This window comes from Sphingobium lactosutens DS20 (genome assembly GCF_000445105.1).
Taxonomy (GTDB): domain Bacteria; phylum Pseudomonadota; class Alphaproteobacteria; order Sphingomonadales; family Sphingomonadaceae; genus Sphingobium; species Sphingobium lactosutens.
Genome location: NZ_ATDP01000089.1, coordinates 126,938 through 148,223, shown reverse-complemented (window position 1 = coordinate 148,223; position 21,286 = coordinate 126,938). Strand labels below are relative to the sequence as shown.

Here is a 21,286-nt window from a genome sequence, read left to right as displayed (position 1 = left end):
AGAGGAGCATCGCGCTGCTCATACAGCATCCGTTTCTGTTGGCCCCTGTGAGCGGGACCGTTCGCCGTTAGCGCCAATGGCACAGATCCTCCAATGCGGAATTGCCGGTGAAGGCCCATACAGAGTGAATGATGAAGGACATTCGACGACAGACCCGGCGCCATTGTTTGGCCAAGGACAAGATCCGTGTCGTGCTGGATGGATTGCGCAGCGAGAACAGCATCACCGAACTGTACCGCAAGGAAAGGATCGCGCGCAGCCTCACTCCACCTACGCTAAGGTTTATGGAACCGGAAAAGCGCCGCTTGACCGGCAAAGCGGTACTGTCAGTAATTTTGTGCGCATGGCTGTAGAGATAGATAGGAAGGACCATCGATCTGGCGATCGACAAGGATATGTCGGACCAGCTGCTGGCTGGTCTTGGTCCGCAGGATTTGTTCGCGAAGAACGGGCTGCTCGACGAGGCAAGGAAGGCGGCGACCTGTCGGCAATGGATTATTTCGCTGAAAATACATCGCGCGCTATTGTCACCGCGTTCAGGGCGGCAGGGAATCCCGCATAGGGGATCATCTGCATCACTGTTTCGATGATCTCCTCCTGGCTTGCGCCGATCCGCAGCGCCGCTTGCATATGGACTTTGAGTTGAGGGGTCGCGGTGCCCATCGCGGTTAAGGCTGCGACTGTTGCCAATTCGCGAGTCTTTACGTCCAGGCTCGGTCGCGTGAAGATATCGCCATAGGCAAACTCGACTATGTAGCGGCCGAGATCGGGGGCGGTATCTTTAAGGCTGTTTACGACCGCAATCCCTTGCGCGCCGGCCACTGCCTCGAGTTGCGCGAGGCCGCGCTGATATCGGATGTCAGGCGCCATGGGCTGCTCGATTTCCGGCGTTTTCGTCAAAGGCAGCGCTATTGTTGCAATCTACGGCATCGTCGAATTCTTTCCGGATTCCGTAACGACGCTGCGCGCCGGCGGCAGCTATGAGGCGAATGATCACACGTTCGTGCCCTACGGCGTTCCCCATTTCGACGATGGTTCGGATGCCGGGCTTGCGCGTTCGACCGCGCTGGCCGCGCCGTGGAACCGCGCCGACACCGAGAGCGTGGAACTATTCGGGCAGTTGGAGCGGCGCTTCGGCAGGGACTGGGTTCTCAAGGTCAACGGCGCTCGGCTGCACCAGACTAACGATTCCAAATATGCTTATGTCCTGGGCACGATCAATCCGGTGACGCATCTGGTCGGCGGGCCGAGTGCGATTGAAAGCGACACGGTGGGCCGTAACCTAACCGTTGACGCGACCCTGACCGGCGCCTTCGACCTGTTCGGTAGACGTCACGAGATCACCCTGGGCGCGGACCACTCGCACATCTCGTCCGACATCCCGCTCAACTTCCTGGACGGATACGTCCCGCCCTTCGATCCCTTCACCAGCGATCTGAATGACCTGCAGGAGCCGACGACCTCATCGTTCGGCGCTGTCGCGAAGCTTCGCCGCAACCAATATGGTGTGATGGGCGCCCTGCGTCTCCATCCGGCTGACGGCCTCTCGCTGATCGGTGGCGGGCGGTTCAATTGGCTGGACGAAACGCTGAATAGCCAAACGTTCTTTTTCGGCGAGTTGCTCTTCGAGGATATGATCCAAACCAAAACCAAGGGCAAGTTCGTCCCCTATGGCGGGATCGTCTACGAATTGAGTCCTAATTATTCGATCTATGTCAGTTATGCGGATATCTATAATCCTCAGATGTCGATGCTGCGGCAGGACATGACCCGCCTCCCCTCGGCGCTCGACGGCGTGAATATCGAAGCAGGGATCAAGGGCTCATGGCGCAACGGCACGCTCAACGGATCACTCGCTTTGTTCAGGATTCGCCAGACCGGCGGCTCCGTCCAGGATCCGAGCATCGTTTCGCCGCTGCCGGATTGCTGCTATCTTGAAGAAACCAATCGCAGCGAGGGAGTCGAACTCGAGCTCAGCGGCAAGCTAGCGGCAGGTTGGTGGCTGACAGCGGGTTATACTTACAACAAGAATGAGACCGTCAGCGAGCTGGCGTCAGACGGTCTGATCCTGAGTTCGCAGACGCCCAAGCATCTGTTCAAGCTGTGGACCAGCTACGATCTGCCGGGCGCGCTCAAGTCCTGGACCATCGGCGGCGGCATCGTCGCGAAAAGCGCCAGCTATGTGGAAGGTGCCGGCTGCCCGCGCTTCGACGCGCTGGGCAACTGCGCACCAGGCGAGAATCCCGCGACACCGTTCAACGTGACGCAGAAGGCCTATGCGGTGGTCGATCTGCGCGTCGCCTATGAAATCGACGCGCACTGGTCTGCGGCGCTGTCGGCGAACAACATATTTGACAAACGCTATTACCAGAATATCGGCGAGAACAGCGCCGGGTATAGTAACGCCTGGTACGGAATTCCGCGCAATATCCTCCTGAATGACTGACCGGCTGACGCCGGTAGGATCATGAGGCGGGGCTGAAGCCATCCTTGTGGGTATGCTTGTCGAGATACCGCATGATGATGTCATCGGTGATGTTGCCGGATGTGGTCGAGAAGTAGCCGCGTTGCCAGAAGCGTTGCCCCCAATACCGCTTGCGGATGTGCTCGAACTCCTGCTGGATTTTCCGAGATGAGCGCCCCTTGGCGCGGCGAACGAAGTCGCTGACGGAAACGTGCGGCGGGATTTCGACGAACATATGCACGTGGTCCTTCGACAGCGCCCCATTGATGATCGTCACGCCCATCTCGGCGCAAACCTGCCTGATGATTTCCCGGACCCGCAAGCGCACGTCGCCATGGAGCACCTTGAAGCGGTACTTCGGCGCCCACACCAGATGATAACAGGCCGTTGACGAAGTCGGCGGTGGCTGATTCAGTGCGGCAGTGGGATTGTCTGGCGGGTTAGCGGCGATGGCGATGGGGCGTGATAGCGAGGTCCAGTCCGATTTGATCGTGACGTGGGCGGAGATACCGCGTTCACCGGGGCATGTTTTCTACGACAAGCTCCAGAAGCTGCTGGCCGAGGCGGGCTTCGATGGCTTTGTCGAGAAGACGTGCAAGCCCTATTATGCGCCGCGGATGGGAGCCCCGTCGCTGCCGCCGGGCCGCTATTTCCGCATGCTGCTGATCGGCTATTTCGAGGGCATCGACAGCGAACGCGGGATTGTCTGGCGCTGTTCGGATTCGCTGTCGCTGCGGGAGTTCCTGCGACTGTCGAGCCGCGACAAGGTCCCTGATCATAGCTGGTTGTCGAAGACGCGGAGCCGCCTGCCGCACGAGGTACATGACCAGATCTTCGGCTGGGTACTGGCCCTCGTCGCCGGGCACGATCTGGTGAAAGGCGAGCGGATCGGCGTCGATGGCTCGACCATGGAGGCGAACGCCGCGCTGCGTACCATCGTGCGGCGTGACAATGGCGAGACCTACCGCGAGATGCTGGTGCGCATGGCGCAAGAGAGCGGCATCGACACGCCGACGATCGACGACCTTGTCCGGCTCGATCGCAAACGCAAGGGCAAGAAGCTGTCGAATGCGGACTGGGCGAGCAAGACCGATCCCGACGCGAAGGTCGCGCGGATGAAGAACGGCTCGACGCGTCTGGCCTACAAGCCCGAACACGCGGTCGATCTCGACACGGGTGTTATCGTGGCAGCGCCGATCCACCCGGCCGACAAGGGCGACACGACAACGCTCGACGCCACGCTGGAGACGGCAGCACGCAACCTCGCCGACATTGGCCTGGCGCCGACGTCCGGGGATCCCTGCGATCTTGTGACCGATAAAGGCTATCATTCGCGCGAGCTCCTCAAGGGTCTCGACGGCGACATCTGGAAGACGCGCATCGCCGAGCCGGCACCGCCGAATGGATATCTGCGCTGGCACGGCGACGAGGCTGCCCAGAAGGCCGTCTACGCCAATCGGTCTCGCCTGAAATCCGCCGTCGGACGCAAGGCGATGCGCAAGCGTGGTGAGATGGTCGAGCGTAGCTTTGCCCACGTCCTGGATCGCGGCGGCATGCGCCGCGCGTGGCTGCGCGGGCGCGAGAATGTTCACAAGCGTTATTTGATCCACGTCGCCGGGTTCAATCTTGGCATTCTCATGCGCGCCCTGTTCGGTTGCGGCACTCCGAGGGGCGCCAGGGGCGCATCCAAGGCATTCTTGTTCGTAGTTCAGACCGATGTTGCGCTCGTCATCGCCCTCGTCGCCGAGTTCGACGGAGAAAGGGCCATGCTCCTCATCGTTTTTACCCCTGAAGGCGCTGACAGACCCGGCTGAAAACCGACTTCGTCACCGCGCTGATAACGGTGATGGAATGTTGTGTGACAACCGCTCTTGTAGCGCATAGCCTGTAACCTCGGGGAAAACGGAAGACTTACGCCCTTCAGGCGGTCTTCCGTTTTCCCCGAGGTTACAGGCTTGCACGCGAGTCTAAGGCTGAAGCCAGTATCCGACTGAAGTCGGAGGGGTTCCTCCTCGGAGGAGGACTCTAAAAATATCGGCCGTTTATTGATCCGGTCTTGATCCGTCGCTGGCGGTCAGCGGTGGCTGCCCGACAAATTCTATTTTTTAATATGGGGATTGCCGACAATGCCTGCTCTACCGTACAAGTCATTTCCCACAGCTCTGATGATCAGCGCTGCCCTTTTGGCCGGATCACCCGCTGTTGCCCAGCAGCGCGCCGTGAAGCTGGCGGAGGCCGCGCCTGCGATAGCCGCACATTCGCTGGCAAATTCGCTTCCCGAGATCAAATTCGAGAAGTTCGAGCTCGGCAACGGCCTTACGGTGATCGTGCACGAGGACCACAAGGCGCCAGTCATTGCGATTTCGGTTTGGTATGGGGTCGGCTCCGCCGACGAGCCGGCCGGGAAGACCGGCTTCGCGCATCTTTTCGAGCACCTCATGTTCTCGGGCTCCGAGCACAACAAGGAGTCATTCTTCAAGCCCTTCGAACGGGTAGGGGCGACAGGGCTGAATGGAATGACGACATTCGACCATACCCAATATTACGAAACCGTCCCGACGACTGCGCTGGACATGGCGCTGTGGATGGAATCCGACCGCATGGGCCACCTGCTCGGCGCGATCGATCAAGGCGAACTCGATGCCGAGATCGGTGTGGTGCAGAATGAAATCCGTCAGCGCGGCAGCGGGCCCTATGGCGGCACGCAGCGCAATGTGCTGCGCAACATCTTCCCGTCTAACCATCCCTACCATCACGACACGGGCGGCTCGCTCGCCGATCTCGATGCAGCGCGCCTGAGCGACGTTCAGCAGTGGTTTCGTGACTATTACGGCGCCGCGAACGCCACGTTGGTACTAGCGGGCGACATTACGCCCGCACAGGCTCGGGAAAAAGCTCAGCGCTATTTCGGAGACATCCCCTCCGGGCCACCGGTCGCCCGGCAGCAGCCTTGAGTCGCGCCGCGCACGCAATCGACGCGAGCGGTCGAGCAGGACGATGTCGAGGCGACCCTCATCACCCGCGTTTGGAACGTCCCCCAGGCGGACGATCCCGAGAACGCGCTGCTCAAACTCGCCGCGGAAGTGCTCGGCGGCGACCGGACATCTCGCCTGCAACTGCGGCTGCGTGACAGGGATGGTGTTGCTGATTCGATTTCGGCAGATGTCCAGAGCCTGGCACTCGCTAGCCTGTTCGAGTTCGCCGTCTTCGTGCGGCCCGGCACCCAACCGGCCCGCGTGGAGGCCGCGATCACCGAGGAATTGGCCAGGTTCCTCAAGGACGGACCGACCGAGGATGAACTCGAACATGCTAAGAACCGGCAGCGTCAGCGCTTCGTGCGCAATTTGGACGGTGCCGGCGCGATTGCGAATATTCTGGCCACCTACGAAGCCGGATGGGGCGATTCCGCCGCTTACAAGGAGGAGTTCGCAAGGATCGACGCGGCAACACCGGCGCAGGTTCTCGCGGCGGCGCGCAAATGGCTCGCAAGGCGATTACACCCTGGTCACCGAGCCCCCCAAACCCAACGCCGATCGCCCGGCGAAGGATATCGCGCAGGGAAGCAGGCCGGAACTGCCGGGCCGGCCGGCCGCCATGCGGCCACCGACAAAAGCCTATACGACCGTTCCCAGTCAGGTTGGTCGCAGCAAGGGCGTGCCCGAGGTCACTATTTTCCCTGACGTGATCTTCCCGGCGGTCGAGCGCGCCCGGCTCGCGAACGGTATCGAGGTGGCTCTCGCCCGGCGTGCCGACGTGCCCCTTACCTCCATCAGCGTGCAGTTCGACGCCGGGTCTGCCGCCGATCACGGTCGCAAGCTGGGCACCGAGATGTTTGTCTCGCATCTCCTCGACGAAGGCACCGAGGAGTTGGATTCAATTGAACTTGCCAATGCGGAGCAACGGCTGGGCGCTGAGATCGGCGTGCGGTCAAATCTCGATTCGACCGTTATCTGGCTCCGCGCGATGAATGCGCAGCTTGTGCCATCGATCGCGCTGTTCGCGGATATTCTTCGCAAGCCTGCGTTCCGGGAAGAGGCCATAGAGCGCCTGCGCCAAAGCGGCTTTGCCCAGATTTCCTACGAGCGGACCGCGCCTGCTTTGCTGGCCGAGCGGATACTCCCTACGTTGCTTTACGGGCCCGGCCATCCCTATGGGATCCCGCCCTCCGGCATGGGCACTGCAGAATCCTTCGGCAGCATCACTAGGGCGGACATCCTCGCTTTCCACCGCGATCACTACCGGCCGGATAGCGCGACGATCTTCGTCGTCGGAGACACCACGCTCCCGGCGATCACGGCGCTGCTGGAGCAAGCGTTCGGCGACTGGGCGCCGCCCCAATCACCCCTGCCGCGTAAGAATCTGGCCCCTGTCGCCCGGCCCGACGTACCGCGCGTGTTCCTTATCGATCGTCCCGGCGCAGAACAGTCGACGATCAACGGCGGATTACTGAACACACCCACGTCGGCGCCGGGCTATATCGCGATGCTGCTCGCCAATGACGTCTTCGGCAGCGGCTTCACCTCGCGGATCAACATGAACCTGCGTGAGGACAAGCACTGGACCTATGGTGCCTACAGTTCGCTGAGGGACGCCGTAGGGCAGCGAGCTCTCATCGTTTCTGCCGCGGTGCAGTCCGACAAGACCGCCGAAGCAATGCGCGAAATCCTCAAGGAAGTCAGCGCAATCGTCTCCCCCACGCCGCCGACCGACGCAGAGATCGACATCGCGCGGAAATCGCGCGTGCGCTCTCTCCCCGGCATCTACGAGCAATCCGACGCGGTGCTCCGGGCGCTGGAGACAAACCACACATATGGCCGTCCGGATGCTTATGTGGCAAATCAGAAGCAGGCGCTGGAAAGTCAGACCGAAGCGGACGTCGTCGCGGCGGCCAAGCGGATGCTCTCGCCCGACGCGCTGACCTGGCTCGTCGTCGGCGACCTCTCGAAGATCGAGGATAGCATCCGGGCCTTGAACATCGGGCCGGTAACCGTCCTCGACGCTGACGGCAAAGTCATCCGGTAGTCTCTGGCGAACGCAGTCCCGCCAAGCAAACTCGACACCTGGAGAGCACACGATGATAGCATCCTCCGGCGGCGGCCGGGTCGATCGGCATTGGCTCTGCAAAGCGATCCGGCTCGTTGAGGCGGACTACAACCGCTCGGCCGACACCCACCTAATACGGGTCGAACTGCCGAAGGTGCCGGGCATTACACTCTACCTGAAAGACGAGAGCACGCATCCCACCGGCAGCCTTAAGCATCGGCTCGCCCGCTCGCTTTTCCTCTATGCTCTGTGCAATGAGCAGATCGGCCCCGATACCGTGCTGATCGAGGCGTCCTCTGGCTCGACGGCGGTTTCGGAAGCTTATCTCGCCAAGTTGCTCGGATTGCGCTTCATCGCAGTGGTGCCGCAAGCGGCTGCCCCGGCTAAGCTTGATGCCATCCGGTTTCATGGTGGCCAATCCGCTCGCGGTGTACGACGAAGCCCGCCGGCTCGCGGCGGCGACGGGCGGGCATTACCTGGACCAGTTCAGCAATGCCGAGCGCGCGACCGATTGGCGCGGCAACAACATCTCCGAGAGCATTTTCCAACAGATGCGCGAGGAGGAACTCCCGGTCCCGGCGTGGATCGTCTGCGGTGCGGGAAACGGCGGCACGTCGGCCACCATAGGTCGCTACATCCGCTATTGCCGGCACGGTACACGCGTCTGCGTCGCCGATCCCGAGGGTTTCCGTAGCGCAGTAGGTGCGAACGACCGTTGGCTTCTGTTTCCTCGACGAACGGCGTTGGCGCATAACTACGACGTGATCCGTGTCACAGACTTGCGGGAGATCCGGCCTTGCCGAGGACGATCGAAGGTGTTTCGCCCACCGCAAAAGGATCGAGCCCATATATCAAAGACCTGCCTAATGGGTCGCGGCTCGCTCAGTCGCGCGGCAGAGCGCCCAGGAATGTAAGGGCGATCGATGCGCGAAGCACATTTGCGAACTCCATGTGAAGTGCGCCGAGCGCAGGTTCCTCTTCGTAAGCGGCAAGGAGGCTGGGCGGTGGCGGCGTATAGGCTGACAGCGCGCCGGCCGACAAGAGAGCCATCAGGCAGGCCATTTGCGCCCCCTCCCCCAGCTCCGGGATATGGCGCAGTGCCAGGTCCGTCATCACCTTCAGGTTCGTTTGGGACGCGCGCTTGTGCCGCTTGATGACCTCGACCGAGACATTGTGCTCCAGCACTCCCCCTTGCGCGCCGAAGAGATCGCACAGCACCGGGCGGGTCGCCAGGGACCGGCTGAGCACATCCGCCATCTGGCGCGTCCGCATGAGAGGAGCAGCCTCCATCTCGACACCGATCGCGAGCTCTGCCGCCAGGTCCACCAGCCAGCGCTCAAGATAATCACTGAGCAATTCAAGCAGGACCGCCTCGCGCGATTCGAAATAGCGCATGACATTCGATTTGGCCAAGCCCACCCGGCGACTGAGTTCGTTGAGGCTGACCTCGGCCACCGGCATCTCATTGAGCATCGTCACCGTCGTATCGAGGATCGCGCGTCGCCGGGCCTCTCGTTGCTCTTCATTTCGCGCTCTCTGGAACGTCATGCCCACCTCAATTAAAGACCTTCGGTCTCTTGACAAAAGACTGTCGGTCCGTAAATCCTGCATTACAGACTACCGGTTTCATAGGAAACTGTCATGAGCGGTAATTGGACGGAACAAAGGATCCCGGATCAGCGGGGCCGCATCGCCATCGTCACCGGCGGTAATACCGGGCTGGGCTTTGAAACCGCACGAATGCTGGCCGGGCATGGAGCAACGGTGGTGCTGGCGGTCCGTGATGTCGAAAAAGGCAGGCAGGCGGCAGCGCGGATCACAGGCAATACCGCTGTGCAGCTGCTGGACCTGACCTCGCTGGACTCCATCCGCACGGCGGCGGCGGATTTGCGCGCCGCCTATCCACGCATTGATTTGCTCATCAACAACGCCGGGGTGATGTACACGCCGAAACTGACCACGGCTGACGGGTTCGAGTTGCAGTTCGGCACCAACCATCTTGGCCATTTCGCGCTGACCGGCCTGTTGCTGGAGAGCCTGCTTCCGGTTCCCGGCTCCCGCGTGGTGACTGTCAGCAGCACCGCCCACCGCATCAATGCAGCGATCCATTTCGACGACCTGCTATGGCAGCGCAGCTATAGCCGCAGCGGGGCCTATGGTCAGTCCAAGCTTGCCAATCTGATGTTCACCTATGAATTGCAGCGCCGCCTGGCGTATCACGGCAGCACGATCGCGGTGGCGGCGCATCCCGGCGTGTCCAATACCGAGCTCGCCCGCAATCTGCCGGGCTGGATGCGTATGATCGTCACCGGGCTTGCGCCGCTGATCACCCAGAAGGCAGCAATAGGGGCCCTACCCACATTGCGTGCGGCAACCGATCCTTCTATCCTCGGGGGAGAGTTTTACGGTCCTGACGGATGGGGCGAGATGCGCGGATATCCCAAACTGGTCACCTCCAGCGCCGCCTCACACGACCAAAAGATCCAGCAACAGCTCTGGGCGGTGTCCGAGGAGCTGACCGGCGTGACCTTTCCCGTCAAATGAGGCCTGTGGCGGCAAGGTTCAGTCAGATGTAAAGCGGAATTATCGCATCCTGCCTAGGGCCTCCTCGCCAAAGCAGCCGAGGCCGAACACTATACGCGCGCTGTCGACATCATCCGCCTGATCGCCATGTCGGGCTGCCGACGCGGTGAGATTATCGAGGTTAGAAAGGCTGAGATCGACACGGTTGGGAGCGCTTTCCGGTTCGAGGACACGAAGGACGGCCAGTCCGCTTGTCCGATGGGCTTGCCCATCGTCGAGTTTTTCGACGAGCGGGACATGGATGGCGACAGCCGCTATGTGCATACGCTCGATGTTGCCCTCGTCATGGCGGCCGACACAGTATCGGGCTGTCCACGTATTCAAGGCCCACATGGGCGCCGATGCCGATACCGCGTTGGTCGAGGAAGTGTCGATCACATCGGCAAATATCAATGATGGCAAGGCAGGTCCCGATGCCTTGCCCGACAATCCCGGTGAGGTGTTTGCCGATAGCGCCTATCGCGGCAATCACTTCTGTGGTGCCTTGCTGGCAAAAGGCGGTATTCCCCGGATCGTCGCCACCGGCATGTAGGGCCGCGACGAAGCTGAAACGGTCTGCAAGCTCCACGAATGGAATCAACCGATCCATCGCGTGCGCGCCCTCATCGAGAAGATCTTCGGTACATGGAAGCGATGCTACGGCCTGCGCCGAATGCGATGGCGAGGTCTCGCCAAAGCCGCCTTTGAAGGCATCGGAAATAGCAGCCAGCCGAAGGCGCGATTTTCGATGCAATGTTAGCCAGGGAGACGTTGACACTTTCCCTGCCCCCGGCCGCACCTGGCCGTGCAACTTACGGCGAAATATGGCACTAATCAGAGCCAAAGCAATAGTTGCCTATTGAACTATAATGAAGGGCGCGCTATGGAGCCACCATGGCCAAATCGCCCGCGCTCTCCTTTCTCGCCTTCACGACCTCGCTGCAGCCTGTACGTCGCGTCTGGATTCAGGCGGTGACACTCGTGGCCGCGAATTTCGATGTACCCGTCCCCATCAGTTCGGCCGTCATCATGGTGACCCGCGCGGGCGAAGACGGGATCCGGCAAGGCGCGCTGGCGGAGGAAGTGGGCGTCAACCATGGCGCGATGGTCCGCATCGTCGATCAGGCGGAAGCAGCGGGATATCTGGAGCGACGCGGGTACGGGCAGGATCGGCGCATACGGATCATCCACGCGACTGACAAAGGGCGCGCGCTGGGCGCTCGACTGGAGGAAGAGTTTGTTCGACTAAGGAAGTCACTGCTCGCCGACATTCCCCTCGAGGAGATCGAGACGGCGACCAGGGTGCTTCGCCTGTTCGAAAGGCGCATCACCGATTTCCTCCAGAGCGGGGAAGCCGATCGGTGAAAATGGCCCTGACGGCCGATCAGGCGATCTTCGCAATCAAGCTCTACCTCGCCGGCATGATCGCCTTCTCGATTGCCGCATGGATCGGGCTGCCGCAACCATATTGGGCGCTCGTCACCTGCGGCGCCTGCATGAACCCTACATCCGGCGCGATCCGGTCAAAAGCGGCCTACCGCTTCTTCGGGACATTCTCGGCCGGCGTGGCTACGCTGCTTCTTGCCTCGGTCTTCGGCAATGTGAGCGGCCTGTTCATCCTGTCGCTCGGAATAGCGATCTGTACGGCGATGGGATTGTCCTTCATCGACAGAACGCCCCGTAGCTATGCTTTCTGGCTCTTCGGACTGACCCTCGCGCTCATCGCTGTTCCCGCATTCGATCATCCCGAACGTCTCTTTGACACGATGGTGGCGCGCGTTAGCGAGATCGGGCTTGGCGTGATCGTCGTGACCATGGTCGACAGTGTGATCGCGCCACGTTCATCCGAACATATGTTGCGGGCAAGCCTGGCTCGCTGGCTGCCATCCATGAAGAAATGGGCGATGGATGTTGTCGAGGGTCATCCTGACGATGCCCAGGCAGCGCATGACCGGCTCAAATCCCTCGCCGATATCATCACCCTGTCGCAGACGACTGCGCAATTGCGCTACGATCCCGCCGTCAACAAGGGCGTGCTGAACGGCGGACTGGCCATCCAGCAACGGCTGATCCGCATGATCCCGCTGCTTTCGGCCATAGGAGACAGGATCGCCGCACTCGATGCACAGGAACGGGAGGCGATCGCTCCGCCCCTCGCTCTCGCGACCGAATGTCTGGAAGTAGGCCGGTCGGCCCCGCCGCGACTGATCGAAGCCCTGCACGATCTGCCGAAGCCCGACGGCCCGCGCGCAGCCTGGCTGAAACTCGTCCATGGGGCGCTCGCCGACATGATGGCTGATATGCTGATGATCTGGAGCGAGATACATGCCATCGATCGCTCGTTGAACGGGTCCGGCGATCTCAGTCCCGCCCTCGCCCGGGATGTGGCGAAGGCCCGCAATTTCCCGCTGAAGCCGGATATTGGCCTCGCCGTTCAGGTCTCGCTTGGCCTGTTTGCCGGCTATCTGCTGCTCTGCGGCTTCTGGTACGCTACCGGTTGGCGCCAGGGCGCGAATACATTTACCCTCGCAGTCGCGCTGGTGGGCTTTTTCGGCATGATGGACCAGCCCGGACGGATCATGGCGGTGACCGGCCGCCTCCTGATGCTTGCGCTCGTGCTGTCCATAGCGCTGAACTACGGTCTCCTACCGCTGGCAACTGACTATCCGACCTTCCTCGCGGTGATGGCCATCTTCATCCTGCCGCTCGCCGCCTGGATCGCGGTCAATCCGATGGTGCTGCTCATCTTTCTCTTCTCTCTGAGCGGGATCAACCTTCAGGCCAGCTACACGCCAGCGGCGTTCGATACGTTCCTAGAGGCGAATCTGGCTCTCATCCCAGGCTTCATGGTCGCCACTTTATGCATGAACCTCTCGCGTACGCTCGGCGTCGACTATCAGGTTCACCGGGTATTGCGCATGGAGATTGCCGAGATTTCCCGGCTGAGCCGTACCGCCACGTCCAGGGAAAGAAACGGCTATGTCGAACGCGCGCTCAACCGGATTGCCGCGCTCTCGACGCGGCTGGCCGCAAATGGTCAGATCGAGCGCTCAGCGACGCTGCTTGTCCGCATGCGTGCGGGTCTCAATATCGGCGATCTGCGGATGGCCGCGGACAGGCTGGGAGCGGCCGCCCGGGAAAAAGTCGAGCAGGTTCTGGAAAGTGCGCCCCGGCAAATCGACGCGGATGATCCTTCGCCGCAATTTCTGACCGTCATCGACACCGCGATGGACACGGTTCGTGCCAGCGACGGCACGTCGAACGACGACCGCCATGCGACCCTTCATAGCCTCGCCGGGCTCAGGCTGGCGCTCTTCCATCGCGCACCGGCCTGGGAGCCGGCCCCATGATCGGCGAGGTCAATATCGTGGGGATTTTCCTCTCGCCGCTCCTGCTGTGCATGGCGGCCGCCCTGCTCGTCCGGGCCGTCCTGTCGCGGCTGCTGGATGCGGCTGGCCTCTATCGGTTCATCTGGCAGCGCCCCCTGTTCGACACGGCCCTGCTGATCACCCTGACGGGACTGGCCTTCGCCGTCCTGCGCCTCATCACCAAGACATGAAGTCACGCCCATGATCCTGACCAGAGACCGTCTGAAACGATTGATCAAACCGCTTCTCACACTCTTCGTGGTTGCTCTTGCGATCTTCGTCCTGTGGCAGCTCTATACCTACTACACCTTCGCCCCGCAAACCCGCGACGGCAAGATCCGGGCGGACGTCGTTCCGCTGGCGGCCGATGTCTCGGGCCGGGTCGAACAAGTGCTCGTCCGCGACAACCAGGTCGTGAAACGGGGCGATGTCCTCTTCGTCGTCGACCATGCCCGGCTCCGCAACGCGCGCGATCAGGCCGAGGCGGCGGTGGCGACGGCGCGCGCGACGCTGACGGCGGCCGAACGGGAGGATCGCCGCTATCGTTCGCTCGGCGACGTGGTGTCCGACCAGGATCGTGACAATCGCAGAAGCGCGGCCGAGGAGGCGCGAGCCCGCTACGCGCAGGCGATAGCGGCGCTCGAGCTTGCCCGGATCAACCTGGAGCGGTCGCAGGTACGCGCATCGGTCAACGGCATCATCACCAACTTCTCCCTGCGCCCCGGCGCCTATGCCACCGCGGGCCAGCCTGTGATGGCGCTGGTCGATTCCGACAGCTTCTACGTCGCCGGCTATTTCGAGGAAACCAAGCTGCCCCGCATCCATCCCGGCGCGCCGGTCACCATCCAGGTCATGGGGGAAGACCGGCCGATAAAGGGCCACGTGGAGGGTCGCTCGGCGGGCATCGACGACCGGGAGCGGACCACGACGGCAGGCACGCTGCTGGCGAACGTCAATCCCACCTTCAACTGGATCCGCCTCGCCCAGCGCATTCCCGTGCGGATTGCGATAGACAAGGTGCCCCGGGGGCTGGACCTTGTCGCAGGGCGCACGGTGACGGTGACGCTTGATGGCGCCGACGAGAATTTCAGGTTCGCCGGGAGCAAGTGACGCGATGGCCATGCGCAAATCACTCGCCTCGATCGTCCCGGTCGCTTCCCTCCTGATCGCGGGATGCGCGGCTGTAGGGCCGGATTATGCCCCGCCCGTGCCCTCGGCGTCGAGAGAGGGCGCGCGATCGGCTTTCGTGGAAGGCGGGGCGGCCGCGTTCAAATCCGAACCTCTGCCGGATCGGTGGTGGCAGCTTTATGCGGACCAGCGCCTCGATGCGCTGGTCGAGGAAGCGCTCGGGGCTAATACCGATCTGAGGGTAGCCGCCGCCAATCTCGAACGGTCCCGCGCCATCGTTGCCGAGGCACGGGCGCGTGCCGGTGTTCAGACCGGCCTGGATGCGCAGCCTTCGGTCGGCGAAGCGTCGAACCTTGGCATCGGTTCCCCGGCCGGCGTTCACACGACCTTCGACATGGGCGCAAGCATATCATATGAAGTGGACGTTGTCGGGCGCATCCGCCGCGGCATCGAAGCGGTCGAAGCCGACGCCGGCGCACAGGCGGCGGCTTATGACCTGGCGGTGATCACGGTCGTCGCCGATGTCGTCGACGCATATAGCGGAGCGTGTGCGGCAGGCGCTCAGATCACCGTCGCCAATCGCTCCGTCGCCTTGCAGCAGCAAAGTCTTGCGCTGCTGGAGCGGGGCAGGCGCGCGGGGGTTGGCACACCGCTCGACATCGCGCGATCCGCAACCCTCCTTGCCCAGTTGCGTGCCGCTGTGCCTCGACTGGAGAGCAGCCGGCGGGCCGCTTTATATCGACTGGCCGTGCTCCTTGGCCGGGAGCCGAAGGATTTTCCGCCGGAACTGGCGACATGCAGCACGGTCCCGACGATACGGCAGGCCTTGCCCATCGGCGATGGCGCCGCCTTGTTGCGGCGTCGACCGGACATCAGGGAGGCGGAGCGCCAGCTCGCCGCAGCCACGGCGCGGATCGGGGTCGCGACTGCCGATCTATACCCCACGATCAGCCTTGGCGCGTCGCTCGGGTCGACTTCGCGCAGCCTTGACGGCCTTATGGACAGTGCCGCGTTCCGGTTCAGTGCTGGCCCGCTCATCTCGTGGAGCTTCCCTAACCGGCGCGTGGCGCGCACGCGGATCGAGCAGGCGAATGCGACCAGTCGCGCCGCGCTTGCAACGTTCGACGGGCGGGTGCTGGGCGCCTTGCGCGAAACAGAGACGGCGCTGGCGACCTACGCGCGTGACATCGAGGAGAATGCGCGCCTCGCTACGGCCCGCGACGAAAGCCGCAAGGCCCTGGTCCTCCAGCAACGGCTGGCGCGTGGCGGGCTGGCCTCTGGCCTCGAAACCCTTGATGCGCAGCGGACGTTCGCACAGGCCGAAGCAGCGCTTGCAGCCTCGCAAACGACGATCGCAACCGATCGGGTCCGGCTCTTTCTCGCACTGGGCGGAGGGTGGGGTGATCCAGCGGCACGTCGAGCGACTGGCAATGGAAACTGATGCCCATAGCAATAAGGCTGATCCGGCCGGAGTCCATGCGTGTTTCGGTATCGCAGACTCCGCCGCTTCGGGAGGTTGGAGCCGATCCTGCGTTTTCCGTTATAAATGAAGCGCCAGGAAGATCGATGGCCAGTTATCGGTCCATTTTACGGACGCGCGCTTCATTGTGCGAAGATCTGGCTCGTAGAGGGTTGCGGGAGAGAATAAGCCGTTCGGTCGGCGGGCCGGACGGAGCGAACATCACGCGGCGAGCACGAAACTGCCCGCGCGTAGCGGCCGCAAGGTATCCGGGTCGGGCCGATCTGCGATATTGCAGCTATAGGCGCCGGTGAACGAGATAGACTTCCAGCCCACTGGTCGAAGAAGAGCGCACGAGCGAACGCGTTGCTCAGCGTACCAGGGCAAATCCAATGCGCAGCCGGCTGGTCCGCCGATTATAGTCGAGAAGATTCTCGCCATAGCCATGGAAAGACTGGACAAAGAGGTAGACGTCCGGCCCTCCGCCCAGCAGCCGCGGCAGCGGATAGGAGAGGTCGGCGTTTATCGCCCCCTTCCCTGACCCGAAGTTGAGCCTGGCGGAGGTCGAAAGACGCAGCCCTTCATCATCCCCCACCTCCATGAACAATCCGGCATGCCCGCGGTAGCGGACAATATCCGGATTGTCGGATTTGTCGCCGACATAGATTGACAGCTTGGGCGCGACGACGAGGCTATAATTGCCCATCAGTGGAAGCGCAGCCATTGGCATGACATAGATGCTGTTGATGCTCCGGGAATCAGAGCCGTCGCGGCCGTTGGATTCATGACGAATACCGGCTTGCGCTGCGACGGAAACGCCACTCGTCAACATGCTCGACGGCGTCGTGTAGATCAGCTCCGGCTGAAAGTCGATGTTTCGGAAAGGTGCGGAATCGCTTCCGAGATCCCAGAACATTCGCTGCGTGTAGGCGAAATACAACCCGTTGCGCCACGATGGTCGCGCGTCTTCGCCATGCTTCACGCCAAACAGACGATATTTGAAACTGATCTGGAGCCGCGCTTCGCTATTCGTGCCTGGACCATAAACCCCATAAATGGGTTCGTAGGGGGCGAGATTGGCGATGAACGCGTTGCCCGGCCGCCTGTCGAAGGGGGGCTGGACTGAAGTGATCTGGGGCTCTTCATTTTCGGGGACAGGTTCGGCGGCGACCGCCATGCGTGTCAGCCTTGGTTCCTGAAATTTCACGGTCGAAGTGGACCAGGCAGGAATCGTTAACAGGGCGCCGGAATGGGTTATTTGCGTTTCGAGTTGATAGCGAGCCTGAGCAAAACCCGAAGCTGGGACCGTCAGGTCCGAAGCTGTACTGGCGGATCGTGCAAGCCATACGGAACGCGAGCGCCCAGCTTCTTCGATCCGTGCCTCGACACGGTCCGGCAGGATCATATGCTCGGCGGATCCGCCGGCATTGAGTAGGCGTAGTTCGATGATCGATCGCCCCTCAGCATCCTTCTCGATCGCTCCTTTCAGCAGGACTTCGACGGTAGATTGGGCGGCAGCCGGGCTCGGCACAGCAAGCAGCAGGGCGCAAGGTCCAAGCATCAGCTGCCTCATCTCAGCCCAACCTCTGTGTCGGCCTGATCGCGCCGCTGATGCAATCGGCGAGCCAGAGCAGGCTCCCGCGCAGGGGGCCGTAGAGACGTGCCTGATGTCGCCGATAGAGAAACGCATGGCCTAGTTGGGCCACGCGGCCCTTGAGGAAGCCGCCTCGATACAGACCAAACCGTCCCAAAGTACCATAGGCGTCATATCCTCCGAGTGAGACCAGCGAGCCGAAATCACGATAACGAAATGGCGGCACCTGATCGTCGTTCAGCATTCTGGGAAGCTGGCGGCCCAGATAGACGCTCTGCTGGTAAGCGACCTGTGCGGTCGTCGGCAATGGACCGGCCCGGTCAGGCAAAGTCAGGCTCGCGCAATCACCCAGGGCAAAGATCGCCCGATCCTGGGCCGACATCAGCGTCGGGCCGACGACCACCTGCCCCTGCCGGCTATGCTCCAGGCCCTCGATACCGGCTATAAACTCGGGAGCGCGCACGCCCGCTGCCCAGATCCTCAGTTCGGCGTCGATCCGCCGCCCATCGGCTAGCACGAACCCCTGCGCATCCGCCGACTGCACCCGGGCATGGGTATGAATATCAATGCCCAGTTCCTCAAGTACCTCAGCCGCAGCTGCGGCAATCTTGTCGGGAAAGGGTCCTAAAATGCGGGATTGCGACTCGATCAAACTGACCTTGAGGCCTTTCCGCAAGCCGCTCGCACCATGCTGCTCCAGGATGTCGGCCAACCGCATCAGCTCGGAGGCGAGCTCAACGCCGGTAGCGCCCGCCCCGACGATCGCGATGGAGAGAGGGGTTCCCGATGCGATCGCCTTGAGCATGTGGATTCGCAGATGATCGTTGCAAGCGATAGCTTCGCACCGGGAGTCGATCGTCATGCAATGTTCCGATACGCCGGGCGTCCCGAAATCGTTGGCGCGACTGCCCGCCGCCAGGACAAGGGTGTCGTAGGCAATTTTTCGGGCAGGAACGAGCTCGCAGCCTTCACCATCTACCATCAGCGCAATCTCGACTTGATTCGACTGCCGATCGACCCCCACGACTTCCCCCGGCTCATACCGAAATCCACGTTTGCGTGCTTGCACGAGATAAGCCGTCTGGTTCGGGAAGGTATCAGCCGTGCCGGCGGCAATCGTGTGGAGCATCGGCTTCCACACATGGGCGGGCTCACGATCGATCAGCCTGACATCCAGTTCAGGATGCTTGTTCCCAGCCAGCTGACTAGCCAGATCGAGGCCGGCCACGCCTCCGCCGACGATGACGACACGGTGCTTCATAGTCATATCAAACTTTCCAAACTTTCAGACACCCGCCGCCTCATCGGTGAAGAGCGCGCACCCTGAGGGCTGTGACCAGCAGGAAAGACCCGCGAAAGAGCAGGCTGAACCCCAAAAGAAACGCGGCATAGGCGAGCGCGCTCAGCGGGTCGGCAAAGAAGAGAACCGCGCCAAAGACGAGATCCAGCAAAGCGTTCAGAAAGAGCCAGGTCCGGCCATCATCTGCGCGAAAGGCGCTGACAAGGCCGAAGATCGCAGAAACGATGAACCAGGCTCCCGTCATCCACATCAGGGTCACGGTAGCCGTGAGTGGCATGGTCAACGTCACGCTACCAACAAGCAGACCAAGAAACCCCAGAAGGATATCGCCCCAGTCGGTTTTCCGACGCACAAAGCCAGTGATGATGAGCAATATACCATAGACCATAAGCGTCATTGCCAGCAGGATCCCGACGGACAGACTGGCCGGAAACGGAAAAACCAAAGCGAGGATACCAATCGCGATGACTGCCAGCGAATGCAGAAGCATCCAGATCCAGTCGTTGCGATTGACAGGCTTCCTTCGGGAAAATTCGACAGTGTTCATCACAGCTTTTCCTCCGGTTTGCGCCGATCATTTGGTGAAGGATGAGCGAGCCAGCTTCGCGCCATGGTCAACCAGTCATTGACCTGTCGGGCGACGTCATCCTCGGAAAGTTTATAATGCGTGGCGAAACGGCTCACGAGTTCTTCTGCATGGCTGATGACGAGTTGCCGTTTGTCCTCCAGTTCGTGACTGAGCAATTTGCGTCGGATGCGCAGGACATCCCATTGGTCCCTCATCGCCAGGTCGAAACGATCCCATTGTTCCTTGAGCAATGCCGTTGGAAGTTCCTCCTCGCGCCATTTCTCGATCGCCTGCTTCGCCTCCTCCTGCGCCAGGCCGAACTCCTTCTGGATCAGGCCGGCGATTTCGCGCAGATTGCCGTGCACGGCGGCGCGATAATCTCCCAGGCTTTCAGCCCATATCCGCTGGATTTTCCCCGAAACGATCTTCCAGTTTCCATGTATCTGGTGCTTGTTCATTCCCGTCCTTCCTGGTCAGTCGTGGCGCGCTCGAAAGCAGCGATTAGCGCGGAAAGGTGTCGGATGACCTGGCGCGAGAGCGCGGCCTCGTCACCCTGTCCGGCAAGGCCAGTGAGTTTGAACAATTGAGCTTGTGCGATGCCCATCATGAGCGCGTCGGCGAGGGCCTGACGCATAGGCTCTGGCAGCTGAGGAAAATCGACACATGCCCATAAATGGTTGACGATGAGAGTTTCCAAAATCGGTATCGTCTGGCGAAAGATATCCGGGATATCATCATGCTGCTCGCATCGGACGATCACGAGACGGATGAGCGCAATCGCCTCTTCTCCGGTCGCGACGTCCATGACTGCCGTCAGGAAGGAACTCAGCCTGGACGCATCACTAAGAGCAGCAGACAGCGCTTCTACGACACGCACTGCTTCTCGTTTGACGACAGCTTCGTAAAGGGCCGACTTGCCGCCAAAATAGATATAAAGCGTACCGCGTGAACCGCCAGAAACGCTCACGATGTCATCGATCGTTGTCGCGTCAAAACCCTTCGTCAAGAAGGCGCTTCTTGCAGCTTCGATCAATCGTTGTCGGCGTGCCTCTTGCTTGGCGCTGTGGCGTCTTTGCACGGTGACATGGCCATCCGGTTTCGAAGATCGACCCCTGCGGCGCATGCTTACTTCTGACCGCCCTGCATGTATGGCGCATTGCCAAAGTCGATGATTGCGCGGATTTCTCTTGTTAGTCGCTCCGAAAGTGTCGCCAATTCATCCGGCTTTGCAAAGCCGGTAAGCAAGGCAAGTTGTACATTGGCAATGCTCGACACGAATATGCCGGCTGTCACTGCGGCACATTCAGGAGATAATCCCACCAGTTCTTCGCAATGCTGGAAATGCCTGGAAATAAGGAGTTGAACGCGCGGGCCGGTCTTATGGAAAATCGCTTCGATGCTGGGATATCGCCGATACTCGGCAATTACGAGGCGCAAGAAGCCGATCATCTCCTCATCGGCGACAATATTGATCACCGTCGCAATGAAGGATCCCAGAGGCACCGGTATGCATGTTTCCGCCGGCAGAACAGTCAGAAGCCGGTTCCAAATCCGCTGCGCTTCATCTTGCACCACCGCTTCGAAGAGAGCAAATTTGCTGGTGAAGTGAGCATAGAGCGTCGCCGGCGACGTTTCTGTCAATCGAAAAATATCCTCGATCGTCGTGGCAGCAAATCCTTTCGCAAGGAAAGCGATGCGGGCTGCAGCGACAAGCTGAGCCCGCCTTGCTTCACGGCGGTCGCCACGCTTTGGGGACTGGCGGTTGACGGCCTTCGCCTTGATATGCCCCATTGCCATTGT

General features: G+C 61.3%; 22 protein-coding genes and 3 pseudogenes. 15 read left to right on the top strand and 10 right to left on the bottom strand.

The genetic code is table 11. The features are described 5' to 3' along the window. Positions 1 to 128 precede the first annotated feature (128 nt). Positions 129 to 314, top strand: a pseudogene (locus tag RLDS_RS40690) (IS3 family transposase); the annotation flags it as partial. A gap of 181 nt (positions 315 to 495) precedes the next feature. On the opposite strand, the gene RLDS_RS40685 reads toward RLDS_RS40690, so the two are convergent. Continuing rightward, complete coding sequence (locus tag RLDS_RS40685; RefSeq protein WP_021226171.1) at positions 496 to 870, bottom strand: carboxymuconolactone decarboxylase family protein; 375 nt, start codon at positions 868 to 870, stop codon at positions 496 to 498. Here RLDS_RS40685 and RLDS_RS40680 point away from each other — a divergent pair. Beyond that, positions 869 to 2,446, top strand: a complete 1,578-nt coding sequence (locus tag RLDS_RS40680; protein WP_021226170.1) for a TonB-dependent siderophore receptor — start codon at positions 869 to 871, stop codon at positions 2,444 to 2,446. The genes RLDS_RS40685 and RLDS_RS40680 overlap by 2 nt on opposite strands. Positions 2,447 to 2,465: 19 nt before the next feature. Here the strand turns inward: RLDS_RS40680 and tnpA are convergent, their stop codons facing one another. Next, on the bottom strand, positions 2,466 to 2,879 hold the full coding sequence (gene tnpA / locus RLDS_RS40675) for an IS200/IS605 family transposase (protein WP_052034127.1): 414 nt from the start codon (positions 2,877 to 2,879) through the stop codon (positions 2,466 to 2,468). A 34-nt stretch (positions 2,880 to 2,913) separates the two neighbouring features. Here tnpA and RLDS_RS40670 point away from each other — a divergent pair, with 34 nt between their 5' ends. The 5 genes and pseudogenes from RLDS_RS40670 (at position 2,914) to RLDS_RS57290 (ending at position 8,421) form a co-directional block, all read left to right on the top strand. Continuing rightward, complete coding sequence (locus RLDS_RS40670; protein WP_013039168.1) at positions 2,914 to 4,278, top strand: transposase; 1,365 nt, start codon at positions 2,914 to 2,916, stop codon at positions 4,276 to 4,278. 312 nt (positions 4,279 to 4,590) lie between these two features. Beyond that, a pseudogene (locus tag RLDS_RS56985) lies at positions 4,591 to 6,144 on the top strand (M16 family metallopeptidase). A gap of 1 nt (position 6,145) precedes the next feature. Continuing rightward, entirely contained in the window at positions 6,146 to 7,486 is a 1,341-nt protein-coding gene (locus RLDS_RS56675) for a M16 family metallopeptidase (protein ID WP_201767484.1), read from the top strand. 52 nt (positions 7,487 to 7,538) lie between these two features. Continuing rightward, positions 7,539 to 7,865 (top strand): annotated as a pseudogene (locus RLDS_RS57295) (pyridoxal-phosphate dependent enzyme); the annotation flags it as partial. A 34-nt stretch (positions 7,866 to 7,899) separates the two neighbouring features. Next, complete coding sequence (locus RLDS_RS57290; RefSeq protein ID WP_330217101.1) at positions 7,900 to 8,421, top strand: pyridoxal-phosphate dependent enzyme; 522 nt, start codon at positions 7,900 to 7,902, stop codon at positions 8,419 to 8,421. Here the strand turns inward: RLDS_RS57290 and RLDS_RS40655 are convergent. Then, entirely contained in the window at positions 8,390 to 9,055 is a 666-nt protein-coding gene (locus tag RLDS_RS40655) for a TetR/AcrR family transcriptional regulator (RefSeq protein ID WP_021226166.1), read from the bottom strand. The two genes, RLDS_RS57290 and RLDS_RS40655, sit on opposite strands and share 32 nt — an antisense overlap. Positions 9,056 to 9,148: 93 nt before the next feature. Here RLDS_RS40655 and RLDS_RS40650 point away from each other — a divergent pair, with 93 nt between their 5' ends. Next, positions 9,149 to 10,051 carry an SDR family NAD(P)-dependent oxidoreductase gene (locus RLDS_RS40650; RefSeq protein ID WP_021226165.1) on the top strand — a complete coding sequence of 301 codons (903 nt, stop codon included), beginning with the start codon at positions 9,149 to 9,151 and terminating at the stop codon, positions 10,049 to 10,051. A 39-nt stretch (positions 10,052 to 10,090) separates the two neighbouring features. Here RLDS_RS40650 and RLDS_RS40645 read toward each other — a convergent pair whose 3' ends face one another. Further along, entirely contained in the window at positions 10,091 to 10,354 is a 264-nt protein-coding gene (locus tag RLDS_RS40645; RefSeq protein WP_021226164.1) for a hypothetical protein, read from the bottom strand. Positions 10,355 to 10,421: 67 nt separating this feature from the next. Between RLDS_RS40645 and RLDS_RS54550 the strand changes: the two genes are divergently transcribed. From RLDS_RS54550 to RLDS_RS40615, 7 genes are all read left to right on the top strand, one after another. Beyond that, positions 10,422 to 10,622: a hypothetical protein gene (locus RLDS_RS54550; RefSeq protein WP_021226163.1), complete on the top strand. Its 201-nt coding sequence runs from the start codon at positions 10,422 to 10,424 to the stop codon at positions 10,620 to 10,622. Between the two features lie 60 nt (positions 10,623 to 10,682). Beyond that, positions 10,683 to 10,829: a transposase gene (locus tag RLDS_RS57400; protein WP_161626728.1), complete on the top strand. Its 147-nt coding sequence runs from the start codon at positions 10,683 to 10,685 to the stop codon at positions 10,827 to 10,829. A 134-nt stretch (positions 10,830 to 10,963) separates the two neighbouring features. Then, the gene (locus RLDS_RS40635) at positions 10,964 to 11,434 is read left to right on the top strand and encodes a MarR family winged helix-turn-helix transcriptional regulator (protein ID WP_021226162.1); all 471 of its coding nucleotides are present in this window, start codon (positions 10,964 to 10,966) and stop codon (positions 11,432 to 11,434) included. Between the two features lie 2 nt (positions 11,435 to 11,436). Next, positions 11,437 to 13,419 carry an FUSC family protein gene (locus tag RLDS_RS40630; protein WP_021226161.1) on the top strand — a complete coding sequence of 661 codons (1,983 nt, stop codon included), beginning with the start codon at positions 11,437 to 11,439 and terminating at the stop codon, positions 13,417 to 13,419. After that, positions 13,416 to 13,628, top strand: coding sequence for a DUF1656 domain-containing protein (locus tag RLDS_RS40625; protein ID WP_021226160.1), 213 nt, complete (start codon positions 13,416 to 13,418; stop codon positions 13,626 to 13,628). Before RLDS_RS40630 ends, RLDS_RS40625 begins: the two co-directional genes overlap by 4 nt. 10 nt (positions 13,629 to 13,638) lie before the next feature. After that, positions 13,639 to 14,547, top strand: a complete 909-nt coding sequence (locus RLDS_RS40620; protein ID WP_021226159.1) for an efflux RND transporter periplasmic adaptor subunit — start codon at positions 13,639 to 13,641, stop codon at positions 14,545 to 14,547. 4 nt (positions 14,548 to 14,551) lie between these two features. Beyond that, positions 14,552 to 16,006, top strand: a complete 1,455-nt coding sequence (locus RLDS_RS40615) for an efflux transporter outer membrane subunit (RefSeq protein ID WP_021226158.1) — start codon at positions 14,552 to 14,554, stop codon at positions 16,004 to 16,006. A gap of 388 nt (positions 16,007 to 16,394) precedes the next feature. On the opposite strand, the gene RLDS_RS40610 is transcribed toward RLDS_RS40615, so the two are convergent. The 6 genes from RLDS_RS40610 to RLDS_RS54535 all read right to left on the bottom strand — a co-directional run bounded on the left by RLDS_RS40610 (position 16,395) and on the right by RLDS_RS54535 (position 21,283). Further along, positions 16,395 to 17,201 (bottom strand): phospholipase A, encoded by an 807-nt coding sequence (locus RLDS_RS40610; protein WP_330217100.1) that lies wholly within the window; start codon positions 17,199 to 17,201, stop codon positions 16,395 to 16,397. Between the two features lie 397 nt (positions 17,202 to 17,598). Continuing rightward, positions 17,599 to 18,879, bottom strand: a complete 1,281-nt coding sequence (locus RLDS_RS40605; RefSeq protein WP_021226156.1) for an NAD(P)/FAD-dependent oxidoreductase — start codon at positions 18,877 to 18,879, stop codon at positions 17,599 to 17,601. Between the two features lie 40 nt (positions 18,880 to 18,919). Further along, complete coding sequence (locus RLDS_RS40600) at positions 18,920 to 19,465, bottom strand: HdeD family acid-resistance protein (protein WP_021226155.1); 546 nt, start codon at positions 19,463 to 19,465, stop codon at positions 18,920 to 18,922. After that, positions 19,465 to 19,944 (bottom strand): CsbD family protein, encoded by a 480-nt coding sequence (locus RLDS_RS54545; protein WP_021226154.1) that lies wholly within the window; start codon positions 19,942 to 19,944, stop codon positions 19,465 to 19,467. The genes RLDS_RS40600 and RLDS_RS54545 overlap by 1 nt, the downstream gene beginning before the upstream one ends. Then, on the bottom strand, positions 19,941 to 20,609 hold the full coding sequence (locus RLDS_RS54540; RefSeq protein WP_084514790.1) for a TetR/AcrR family transcriptional regulator: 669 nt from the start codon (positions 20,607 to 20,609) through the stop codon (positions 19,941 to 19,943). Before RLDS_RS54540 ends, RLDS_RS54545 begins: the two co-directional genes overlap by 4 nt. Before the next feature lie 2 nt (positions 20,610 to 20,611). After that, positions 20,612 to 21,283 (bottom strand): TetR/AcrR family transcriptional regulator, encoded by a 672-nt coding sequence (locus tag RLDS_RS54535; RefSeq protein WP_084514788.1) that lies wholly within the window; start codon positions 21,281 to 21,283, stop codon positions 20,612 to 20,614. Positions 21,284 to 21,286 lie beyond the last annotated feature (3 nt).

What these genes read in the sequence shown, in the direction of transcription:
- RLDS_RS40680 (WP_021226170.1), top strand. Translation starts at nt 869, where the DNA reads ATGGGCTGCTCGATTTCCGGCGTTTTCGTCAAAGGCAGCGCTATTGTT.
- RLDS_RS40685 (WP_021226171.1), bottom strand. Translation starts at nt 870, where the DNA reads ATGGCGCCTGACATCCGATATCAGCGCGGCCTCGCGCAACTCGAGGCA.
- RLDS_RS40670 (WP_013039168.1), top strand. Translation starts at nt 2,914, where the DNA reads ATGGCGATGGGGCGTGATAGCGAGGTCCAGTCCGATTTGATCGTGACG.
- RLDS_RS57290 (WP_330217101.1), top strand. Translation starts at nt 7,900, where the DNA reads ATGCCATCCGGTTTCATGGTGGCCAATCCGCTCGCGGTGTACGACGAA.
- RLDS_RS40655 (WP_021226166.1), bottom strand. Translation starts at nt 9,055, where the DNA reads ATGACGTTCCAGAGAGCGCGAAATGAAGAGCAACGAGAGGCCCGGCGA.
- RLDS_RS40650 (WP_021226165.1), top strand. Translation starts at nt 9,149, where the DNA reads ATGAGCGGTAATTGGACGGAACAAAGGATCCCGGATCAGCGGGGCCGC.
- RLDS_RS40645 (WP_021226164.1), bottom strand. Translation starts at nt 10,354, where the DNA reads ATGCACATAGCGGCTGTCGCCATCCATGTCCCGCTCGTCGAAAAACTC.
- RLDS_RS54550 (WP_021226163.1), top strand. Translation starts at nt 10,422, where the DNA reads ATGGGCGCCGATGCCGATACCGCGTTGGTCGAGGAAGTGTCGATCACA.
- RLDS_RS40635 (WP_021226162.1), top strand. Translation starts at nt 10,964, where the DNA reads ATGGCCAAATCGCCCGCGCTCTCCTTTCTCGCCTTCACGACCTCGCTG.
- RLDS_RS40630 (WP_021226161.1), top strand. Translation starts at nt 11,437, where the DNA reads ATGGCCCTGACGGCCGATCAGGCGATCTTCGCAATCAAGCTCTACCTC.
- RLDS_RS40625 (WP_021226160.1), top strand. Translation starts at nt 13,416, where the DNA reads ATGATCGGCGAGGTCAATATCGTGGGGATTTTCCTCTCGCCGCTCCTG.
- RLDS_RS40620 (WP_021226159.1), top strand. Translation starts at nt 13,639, where the DNA reads ATGATCCTGACCAGAGACCGTCTGAAACGATTGATCAAACCGCTTCTC.
- RLDS_RS40615 (WP_021226158.1), top strand. Translation starts at nt 14,552, where the DNA reads ATGGCCATGCGCAAATCACTCGCCTCGATCGTCCCGGTCGCTTCCCTC.
- RLDS_RS40610 (WP_330217100.1), bottom strand. Translation starts at nt 17,201, where the DNA reads ATGGCGGTCGCCGCCGAACCTGTCCCCGAAAATGAAGAGCCCCAGATC.
- RLDS_RS40605 (WP_021226156.1), bottom strand. Translation starts at nt 18,879, where the DNA reads ATGAAGCACCGTGTCGTCATCGTCGGCGGAGGCGTGGCCGGCCTCGAT.
- RLDS_RS40600 (WP_021226155.1), bottom strand. Translation starts at nt 19,465, where the DNA reads ATGAACACTGTCGAATTTTCCCGAAGGAAGCCTGTCAATCGCAACGAC.
- RLDS_RS54545 (WP_021226154.1), bottom strand. Translation starts at nt 19,944, where the DNA reads ATGAACAAGCACCAGATACATGGAAACTGGAAGATCGTTTCGGGGAAA.
- RLDS_RS54540 (WP_084514790.1), bottom strand. Translation starts at nt 20,609, where the DNA reads ATGCGCCGCAGGGGTCGATCTTCGAAACCGGATGGCCATGTCACCGTG.
- RLDS_RS54535 (WP_084514788.1), bottom strand. Translation starts at nt 21,283, where the DNA reads ATGGCAATGGGGCATATCAAGGCGAAGGCCGTCAACCGCCAGTCCCCA.